5 protein-coding genes and 1 pseudogene are annotated in these 6,420 nt (G+C 73.4%); all 6 read right to left on the bottom strand.

The window, feature by feature from the left end:
- Positions 1-37 precede the first annotated feature (37 nt).
- Positions 38-832: an ABC transporter ATP-binding protein gene (locus ACFO4E_RS17310; protein WP_378576081.1), complete on the bottom strand. Its 795-nt coding sequence runs from the start codon at positions 830-832 to the stop codon at positions 38-40.
- Positions 829-1,674 carry an ABC transporter permease gene (locus ACFO4E_RS17315; RefSeq protein ID WP_378576082.1) on the bottom strand — a complete coding sequence of 282 codons (846 nt, stop codon included), beginning with the start codon at positions 1,672-1,674 and terminating at the stop codon, positions 829-831. The genes ACFO4E_RS17310 and ACFO4E_RS17315 overlap by 4 nt, the downstream gene beginning before the upstream one ends.
- On the bottom strand, positions 1,671-2,663 hold the full coding sequence (locus tag ACFO4E_RS17320; RefSeq protein ID WP_378576084.1) for an ABC transporter substrate-binding protein: 993 nt from the start codon (positions 2,661-2,663) through the stop codon (positions 1,671-1,673). Before ACFO4E_RS17320 ends, ACFO4E_RS17315 begins: the two co-directional genes overlap by 4 nt.
- An 87-nt stretch (positions 2,664-2,750) precedes the next feature.
- Positions 2,751-3,620, bottom strand: a complete 870-nt coding sequence (locus tag ACFO4E_RS17325; protein WP_378576085.1) for a substrate-binding domain-containing protein — start codon at positions 3,618-3,620, stop codon at positions 2,751-2,753.
- A 239-nt stretch (positions 3,621-3,859) separates the two neighbouring features.
- Positions 3,860-4,660 (bottom strand): IclR family transcriptional regulator, encoded by an 801-nt coding sequence (locus ACFO4E_RS17330; RefSeq protein ID WP_378576087.1) that lies wholly within the window; start codon positions 4,658-4,660, stop codon positions 3,860-3,862.
- 454 nt (positions 4,661-5,114) lie between these two features.
- Positions 5,115-6,420, bottom strand: a pseudogene (locus tag ACFO4E_RS17335) (hypothetical protein); the annotation flags it as partial.

Raw genomic sequence — 6,420 nt, forward strand, 5'->3', positions numbered from 1 at the left:
GTGGCGCCGTACCGCGGTGCGCCCGGCCGGGCCCGGTTCACAGCAGGTCGGCGACGACGCGCCGGTGCAGGTCGAACAGGGCGGGGTCTTCGGGCGAGCGGGGACGCGGCAGGTCCACCCGGTGCTCGGCGGCGATGCGGGCGGGGCGGCCGGCCAGCACGATCACGCGGTCGGCCAGGAACACGGCCTCGGTCGGGCTGTGCGTGACCAGCAGGCCGGCCCTGGACGCACGCGACCAGAGGTCTTGGAGGAGCAGCCGCAGCCGCCGCCCGGTCAGCTCGTCGAGCGCGCTGAACGGCTCGTCGAGCAGGACGATGTCGGGGTCGACGGCGAACGCGCGCGCCACGGCGGCGCGCTGCCGCTGCCCGCCGGAGAGCATCGAGGGGTACTGGTCGGCATAGTCGGCGAGCCCGACCGCGTCGAGCGCGGGCAGCGCGTGCGCGGGTGGGGATCCGGCCGCCTTCAGCGCCAGCTCGACGTTGGTGCGCACCGGCAGCCAGTCGAGGAGGCGCGGCTGCTGGAACACGACGCCGAGCCGGGCACCCGGGCCGGCGCCGCTGTCGGCGCCGTCGCCCGCGGGCGGACCGGCCCGCACGCTCCCGCGGTCCGGGCTCTCCAGGCCGGCGACGAGGTGCAGCAGCGTCGTCTTGCCCGTGCCCGAGGCGCCGACCACCGCGACCAGCTCGCCGTGGGCGACGGTGAGCGAGAAGTCCTCCAGGACCCGCTGCTCCGGCGCGGATCGCGTACCGGGGAAGGTCTTGGCGACCGTGTCGAGGACCACCGCTCCGCCCGCGCGTGCTCCGCCGGGGTCGTTCACGCCTTCGCCGCTCATACCGCCACCGCCTTCCGCCAGCGTGCCGCCCGGTTCTCCAGCCCTTGGAGCACGCCGTACTCCAGGACCGCCATGACCAGGGCGAACATGACCGTCCAGGCGAGCACGCCGGCGACGTCCTGCGCCGCGAACTCGTTGTTGATCTGATAGCCGACCCCGCTCGACATCCCGAAGATCTCCACCAGCACGACGACCTTCCACGCCAGTGAGAGCCCGAGCCGGGCGCCCGCGAACAGGGCCGGGGCCAGGGAGGGCAGCCACACGTACCGGAGCCGGTAGCGGAACGGGAACCGGTAGACGTAGGCCATCTCCTGGAGTTGGGGGTCCATCGCGCGCGTGCCCTGGTAGACGCTCAGGCTGAGTGCGGGCGCCGCGGAGAGGGCGATGGCGCTGACCGGGTTGATCAGGTCGACGCCGAACCAGATGACGCACAGCAGCGCCCACACCAGCCCGGGGACGGTGAGGCCGATCAGGACCGCCGGCTCGAAGAAGCGCCGGGCGAGCCGGCTGCGGCCCATGGCGATGCCCACCGCCGCGCCGATGGCGAAGGCCAGCGCGAAGCCGAGGGCGACCCGCTGGAGCGTGGCCCCGAGGTCGGTGTAGAAGCCCGGCGTGACGGCGAGCTCGCCCACGTGCGCCGCGATCTCCGGCACGCCGGGGACCAGCAGGCTGTCCAGGGAGACCGCCATGGCCTGCCAGCCGCCCACCAGGACGGCCGCGAACGCGGCGGCGGCGGTGGCGCCGCGCCACCGGGTTCCGGCGGCCGGGCGAGCGTCCGCCCGCCGCCGCGGCGGGGCCGGCGGGGAGGACGGTGTCCGCAGGGCGGTCGGGTCGGCCGTCATCGTGCCTCCAGGTCGATGAAGACGTCCCGGTCGGGCGCCGCGTCGACGATCCCGTGGTCGACGGCCGTGTCGATCTGCGACCGCAGGTTGTCGAACACGGTGGCGTCCCACTCGAGCGGGTACACCTCCACCAGCCGCTCGGGGAGCAGGGAGATCGCCTTGCGCTGGCCGGCGGTGATCCCGTAGGCGTCGTGGAACTCGGCGAGGAGCCCGGGTTCGTCATGGATGCGCTGGTGGACGCCGCGGCGCAGCCCGTCGAGCGCGGAGGCGAGAGCGGGTTCCCCGGTCACCCACGACCGCAGGGCACCCTGCCCGTTGAGGACCAGGGGGGTGTCGTCCCCGGTGCCCTCGCGCCAGAGGTCGCGGACCGCGGCGAGCTCGCGGGCCCCTTCGCCGATCAGCCGGGTGGCGTTGGGTTCGATCGTCACGATCGCCTCGACGTCGCCGCGCTCGAACAGGGCCACGCCGTTGAGGACCGCTCCCTGGTGGACCTCGTACTCGGTGTCGAATTCGATCCCGTCGACGGCCGCCGCGAGCTGGGCGGAACGGTAGGCGTCGGAGTTCTTCGGCGGGGTGGCGATGCTCTTCCCCCGCAGATCGGAGGGGTGGGCGTAGGGGCTGTTCTCCGCCACGAGCCAGTACACGTGGTTGTTCAGGCCGGGGCTGAACAGCACCACGTCGGCGCCCGCGCCCGCGGAGACCGCGGCTCCGAGCGGGCCGAAGCTGGACACGTTCAGTGCGCCCGACAGCAGCTTGTTCTGCACGTCGCCCGGCCCGCTGCCCGCGATGTACTCCAATCGCAGGTCCTTGACCAGGTCGAACCTCTCGCCGATGGGGCGGAGGACGGCGCTGGCGGTCCCCTTCTCGGAGTCCTGCACCTTGGCCTGTCCGGCGTCGCCGCCGCAGGCCGCGAGCAGTGGCGCGGCCCCGATGCCGACCGCGGCGAACAGTCCGGTGCGCACCAGGGCACGGCGGTCCAACGTGTGCACGTCTACCTCCTGCGAAGAGCGACGCGGCCGGTGGTGGGAGGGGCCGCGGTCGGTGAACGGGGTGCGGGTGAACGGGGGCGGGAGGTCTCAGCGGGCGGCCAGCAGGGAGCCGTAGCCGCTGGTCCCCTTGGTCAGGCCCCAGGACTTCATCCAGGCGTAGCTCTCGGCGAAGCGCTTCTCGGTGAAGCGCTCGACCCGCGTGTAGCGGATGTGTGCGGGCCCCAGCCGGTCGGGCGGCAGTTCCGCGCCGGTCTCGGCCGCGATGAGTTCGGCGGACTCGCGCCAGGGAGCCGCCCGGATGACGTCGACCGCCCGGTCGACGGCGGAGATGTAGGCGGCGCGGTGGCGCTCGTCGAGACCCGGGGCGATGACCTGGGAGCCGCGGTAGAAGTAGGAGCCGAGCAGATGCGCACCCTGCTCCAGGGCCAGCGTGAGGAACGGCTCCATCAGCATGGCGGCGGGCACCTCGCCCGTGCGCACCGCGGCCAGGCGCAGGCGCGGCGCCCCGATGTGGCGGAGCCGGATCTCCTGCCTGGGCAGTGTGCCTTCGAGCAGGTGCAGGGCCGTGTAGTGGGATCCGGTGAACTCGTTGACCCCGACCTCGACTCCGCCCAGGTCGTGCGGTTCGTTGAGATCGGCCGAGAAACTGACCAGGCCTTGCGCGACCACGGCCGGCCGCAGGTAGGCGATGCGGCCGTGCCCGCGGTTGCGCTCCAGGCGGTCGATCCCGCCCCATTCGCACAGGTTGAAGACGTCGGCCTGCTCGGCTTCGAACAGCGCCTCCTTCCGGCGCGCGATGGGGTCGCGCTCCGCGGGGTCGAACGCGGCGTCGTCCGCGTCGGCGAAGCGGACGTGCAGCCCCGCCTGTTCGAAGAGCCCGTCGCGGATCGCGACGATCTCGGGAAGGTCGAACACACCGTGGTTCGCCGAGATCGCGATCTCCGGCACCGGCGCCATGTCGTCCCCCTTGCTGCCCGAGAGCTATTTCCTAATAAGTCGGTAGGAAAAGACGGTAACTCGTGCGCGCAAGGGTGTCAACAGTGCGTTTGCGCAATGCGCAAGTGACTTTCACGGATGACGCCGGATGCTCCGGGGCAGGCGGCCGCCCGGGGCGGGTGCGCGGGGTACCCCTGGGGGACGGCCGGCCACCTGGGCACACACGTGGCGAACCGGCCGCGGGCGGGTGGGGCGGCGGGTCAGATCTCGCTGATGAGAAGGGAGACGGGGAGGTCCTGGAGCCGGTGCGCGGCCTCCCGCACCGTGTCGGCGATGTCGTCGAGCCGGTCGTCGGTGATCCGGGCGGCCGGTCCCTGGACCTCGACCGCCATGGTGGTCGGCGCCCCGTCCGCGATGAGGGGGACCGCCACCGCCCGCAGCCCCGGGGTATCGGGCGCGTCCAGGACCGCGTAGCCGCGGAACTGTACGGACAGCAGCTCGGTGTGGTCGGCGGCGGAGTCCGCGACGTCCTCCAGCGGGGTCCGGTCGAAGGCCAGGATCGCCAGGCCCAGTGCCGAACGCAGCAGGCGGGTACGCGCCCCCTGCGTCGCGTTGTAGCGGAAGGGGTCGGGGGAGGAGACCGCAAGCCCGACGACCACGTCGCCGCCCCGCCGGACCCCGATGGTGGCCGTCTCGCCCGTGCGCTCGACCAGCGCGCGCAGCGCGTCGGTCACTTCGGGCAGACCGGCGGACACCAGCGACCGGCGGGCCAGCCGGAGGAGGACCGGGCCGGGGAGGAACCGCTCGCTCACGGGATCACGGCAGAGCAGCCCCTGTGAGCACAGTGTGCGCAGTAGCCGGTGCACCGTGCTGATGTTGAGCGCCGTGGTCTCCGCCAGTTCGGTGAGCGTAAGGCCCGCAGGCGCGTCGACGACCCTGTTGAGCAGCTGCCCGGCCCGGGCGACGGACTGGACCTCCCCCGACCGCTCCTGCTTCGCCCGCACCGGTCGGCGCCCCCGCGCCTCGGCGGTCCCGGAGATACCGGCATCGCTGCCCATCATGGCCCCCTGATTCCGCCGTGTCCGCTCCGCCTCCCAGGATGCCCGAAGGTGAGCGGAAGCGGTTCCAGCGGAAGCGCGAGTGGCGCCGTCCGGGGATGGTGCTCCGGCGACGAATGCCCGTCCGGTCGGTCCGCTCGCAACGGCCGCCGCACCCGGCGGCGGTGGCCGCGTCTCCGGCTCGGCCGACCGCCGGATTCGCGTGGTCGGCGGCGACAGTCGGCGGAACAGTGCGATCGACGGCGGGGGAGCCGGTCCGTGGACCGGCGGTGGAACACCCGCCGTGCGGAGTCGCCGCACACCAGCGACCACGCACGCGGACCGATGCCGGTGCGCGGAGACGTTCACCCGCCTCCGCGCACCGGTGCTCCGAGGAGCGGGGGTTCACCGAGGTGAGGTGGCTCTCTGTGGGGACCGGCGGGCCGGGGCGCGGGACCCCGGCCCGACCGGTTCCCCGTCAGCGCTGATCTTCGCGCTGATCGCCCGATCCTTGGAGCCGGCCCCTGCGGTTGCCGACGCCGGGCTTGCGCTTGCCCGTGTGGCCGTCTCCCGGTCCTCCCGTAGACGTGCGAGCGCCTGCTCCACTTGCTCCGGGTACGAACTCGCCCGGGGCTCCCTTCTTGGTGTCCCCGAGGCCCGGCCGCCCCAGCACCGAGACCCTGTCGCCCGCGCTGGTCCCCCAGACGCGCTCGTCCTCCGACAGCCAGGTGGACCGGGTGCGCGCGTCGCCGCCCTGCCCCCCGCCGCCGCCGGCACCGCCCATACCGCCCATCGGCGGCATCATGGGCGGCATCCCGCCACCCATGCCGCCCATCCCGCCGCCGCCGAGGCCGCCGAAGTTCCCGCCGCCCTGGCCGTTGCCGTTGCCGACCGCGCCGGTGAACGCCTCGGACCCATCGGGGGACGACGGGTCGCTGCGCAGATCGCCCCCGCCGCCCTGGATGCCGTTGGCATCGGGTTGGCCGCCCGAGGCGTTCGGGGCGAGCAGCTCGGACGACGACTCGGGCGATCCGGGGTTCTCCCACCCGTTGCCGATGGAGAACGAGGGCGGCGGCGCGCCCACCCGGTCCTCGTCACCGTTGCGCCCCAGGGAGTCGCCGAGCGAGCCGCCGCCGCCCTCGGGGCCGGCGCCCATCTGCTCTTCGAGGTCGGCGCGCTGCTGGTCGTAGTACTCGTTCAGCCGGTCCTGGTACTCCTGCGCCGAGGAGCCGTCCCCGTTCCCGTTGCCGGAACCGCCGTCATCGCCCAGACCACCGCCGCCGCCCTCGGGGCCGGCGTTCATCTGCTCTTCGAGGTCGGCGCGCTGCTGGTCGTAGTACTCGTTCAGCCGGTCCTGGTACTCCTGGGCCGAGGAGCCCTCCCCGTTCCCGCTACCGTCCCCGTTGAGGTTGCCGCCGCCGCCCTCGGGGCCCGCGGCGAGGTCGTCCAGCTCCTGGGAGCGCTGGTCGTAGTAGTCGCTGAGCTGCTCCCGGTACTCCTCAAGCTCCGGCGCCGGATCGCCGTTGGCGTCGGTGATGCCGTTGACGTTCTCCCGCAGCCGGTCGAGGTTGCCCTTCTCCTCGTCGACGTACTCCTGGACGCGCTGCTCGTACTCCTCGGCCGACGTCTCGCCGTCCCCGTTGAGGTCGCCGCCGCCGCCCTCGGGCCCGGAGACGAGCTGCTGGAGGTCCTCGCTCTGGTTCTCGTAGTAGTCATCCAGCGCCTGCTGGTACTGCTGCTCGGCGGGCGTCAGCGCCCGGCCCTCGCTGTTGCGGCCGTCGCCG

The sequence above is a fragment of the Nocardiopsis mangrovi genome (assembly GCF_042653925.1).
In the GTDB taxonomy this organism is placed as follows: Bacteria; Actinomycetota; Actinomycetes; order Streptosporangiales; family Streptosporangiaceae; genus Nocardiopsis_B; species Nocardiopsis_B mangrovi.

Excerpts from the sequence above, each read along its gene's own strand:
- ACFO4E_RS17310 (WP_378576081.1), bottom strand. The coding sequence starts at position 832 with ATGAGCGGCGAAGGCGTGAACGACCCCGGCGGAGCACGCGCGGGCGGA.
- ACFO4E_RS17315 (WP_378576082.1), bottom strand. The coding sequence starts at position 1,674 with ATGACGGCCGACCCGACCGCCCTGCGGACACCGTCCTCCCCGCCGGCC.
- ACFO4E_RS17325 (WP_378576085.1), bottom strand. The coding sequence starts at position 3,620 with ATGGCGCCGGTGCCGGAGATCGCGATCTCGGCGAACCACGGTGTGTTC.
- ACFO4E_RS17330 (WP_378576087.1), bottom strand. The coding sequence starts at position 4,660 with ATGATGGGCAGCGATGCCGGTATCTCCGGGACCGCCGAGGCGCGGGGG.